This window comes from Sphingobium sp. (assembly GCF_033795625.1).
Lineage (GTDB): Bacteria > Pseudomonadota > Alphaproteobacteria > Sphingomonadales > Sphingomonadaceae > Sphingobium.
On the sequence record NZ_JARYGI010000134.1, the window covers coordinates 1 to 630 of the forward strand.

General features: G+C 62.5%; 1 protein-coding gene. It reads left to right on the top strand.

Annotation, left to right across the window (positions count from 1 at the left end; all coding sequences use genetic code 11):
- Positions 1-630: efflux RND transporter permease subunit (locus tag QHC67_RS19010; protein WP_319296730.1), on the top strand; the 630-nt coding region annotated here is incomplete at both ends.

The window sequence follows — 630 nt, forward strand, 5'->3', positions numbered from 1 at the left end:
ACTGTCGCTCGCTGAACTGCGGTCGCTGCAAGATTGGGTCGTGCGGTTCGCCGTCTCCAAGTCCGAGGGCGTCTCGGAAGTCGCGAGCGTCGGCGGCTTCGTCAAGCAATATTCCATCGTCGTCGATCCGGGCCGGCTGAAGGCGCAGGGCGTCACGCTCAACGACGTCGCCAATGCCGTGCTTGCGAGCAACACGGACGTCGGTGGCCGTACCGTCGAACTCTCCGAATTCGAGTTCATGGTGCGCGGGCGCGGCTACCTCAAGGGCATTCCGGATATCGAGAACATCGTCCTGAAGAGCCAGAACGGCGTGCCGCTCAAGCTGAGCGACGTCGCCAGGGTGGAGCTCGTCCCCGACGAACGGCGCGGCATCACCGAGCTGAACGGCGAAGGCGAGGTAGCCAGCGGCATCGTGCTGCAGCGCTTCGGTGCTAATGCGCTGACGGTCATCGACAACGCCAAGAAGAGTCTCGATTCCGTCAAGAGCAGCCTTCCGCCAGGAACCGAGATCGTCCCCGTCTATGACCGTTCGACGTTGATCGAAGCGGCAATCGAAACCCTGAAAGGCACGCTGGTCGAGGAATCGATCGTCGTCGCGCTGGTAACGATCGCCTTCCTCCTGCATGTCCG